Here is a 1,714-nt window from a genome sequence, read left to right as displayed (position 1 = left end):
TGATAGTGGTCGAGCATCATTTTGTGGTTCTCGCGTCCGATGCCTGATTGCTTATAACCACCAAAGGCAGCGTGCGCAGGATAGACGTGGTAGCAGTTCGTCCATACGCGACCTGCTTGGATGCCACGGCCGAATCGATATGCCTTATTGACATTACGAGTCCAGATGCCTGCGCCCAGACCATATAGTGTGTCGTTGGCGATGCGCATGGCTTCTTCGTCACTGCTAAACTTGGTAACTGCCAGTACAGGACCGAAAATCTCCTCTTGGAAGATGCGCATGTCATTATCACCTTCAAAGATGGTAGGCTGTACATAGTAACCTTCATTATCGCGCTTGTCTTGCTCGCCACCGACGAGCACCTTAGCGCCTTCTTGTTTGCCGATGTCTAGATAGGACAGAATCTTCTTAAGCTGTTCCTCGCTTGCTTGTGCGCCAACCATGGTTTCTGTGTCAAGTGGACTGCCAAGTTTAAACTTCTTGACGCGCTCAACACAGCGTTCCATGAATTTATCATAGATCTTTTCGTGTACCAATGCGCGTGATGGGCAAGTACATACTTCGCCTTGGTTGAGTGCGAACATCACCAAGCCTTCTGCTGCTTTATCCAAAAATTCATCGTCTTCATCCAAGATGTCCTCAAAGAAGATGTTGGGCGACTTACCACCAAGTTCCAGAGTAACAGGAATCAGATTCTCGCTGGCGTAGCCCATGATCAGGCGACCTGTGTTCGTCTCGCCGGTGAAGGCAATCTTGGCGATGCGCTTATTGGATGCAAGTGGTTTACCCGCTTCAAGACCAAAGCCGTTTACGACGTTTAGCACGCCTTTTGGCAGGATGTCATTGATGCCGATGCTGTCAAGTAGATACAAGAAAGAGGCAGGTGTTTGCTCAGCCAGTTTTAGCACGATGCAGTTACCGGCCGCCAATGCAGGGGCGATCTTCCAAATTGCCATGAGAATTGGAAAGTTCCATGGAATGATCTGACCCACCACGCCCAGAGGCTCGTGGAAGTGGTAAGCAACCGTATCGTTATCAATCTGGCTGACCCCGCCTTCTTGAGCGCGAATACAACCTGCAAAATAACGCAAATGATCGACAGCCAGCGGAATGTCTGCCGCTAAAGTCTCACGAACGGGCTTGCCGTTATCATAAGTCTCAGCGATGGCGATTTTTTCTAGGTTTTCTTCGATTTTATCCGCCATCTTTAACAGGATGTTGGCGCGCTCGGTTGGGCTGGTCTGACCCCATGCGTCTTTGGCGGCGTGCGCTGCATCTAAGGCTTTTTCGATGTCGGTCTCGTCAGAGCGCGCTGCTTGACAGATAAGCGCGCCATCTACAGGGCTGGTGTTATCAAAATATTGCCCTTTGTTTGGGGCGACCCATTCGCCACCGATGAAGTTATCGTATTGCTTGCGGAATTGGACAGGGGAATTGGGGGTGTTGGGGGTATCGTATTTCATAAATTATCCTTAATTAAAACCAAAATACAGCGTGTTGTTTTGTTGTTGTGTGATTACCACACGTCTATAAAATAGCAAATAGTGAACAATTTTGCACCTAGTTATTTTGTAAAGTTTTGTAATTATTTTGGGTGATGATTACCGATAAATATCAGGCTGAATTTTTTGTAAATTTTGTGAAAATGGAGGATTAATTTCGCCCAAAAATCACCAAAACTGTGCTATCCTAACCTGTTTTAATTTATTAATTT

General features: G+C 47.0%; 1 protein-coding gene. It reads right to left on the bottom strand.

Annotation, left to right across the window (positions count from 1 at the left end):
• On the bottom strand, positions 1 to 1,463 hold a 1,463-nt coding region (locus GY683_RS05320; protein WP_297287758.1), incomplete at its 3' end, for an aldehyde dehydrogenase family protein.
• Between the last annotated feature and the right edge of the window lie 251 nt (positions 1,464 to 1,714).

The sequence above is a fragment of the Moraxella sp. genome (assembly GCF_024227015.1).
Classification (GTDB): Bacteria; Pseudomonadota; Gammaproteobacteria; order Pseudomonadales; family Moraxellaceae; genus Moraxella.
The sequence above is the reverse complement of the archived record's forward strand: the minus strand, read 5'-3'. Positions and strand labels throughout refer to the sequence as shown.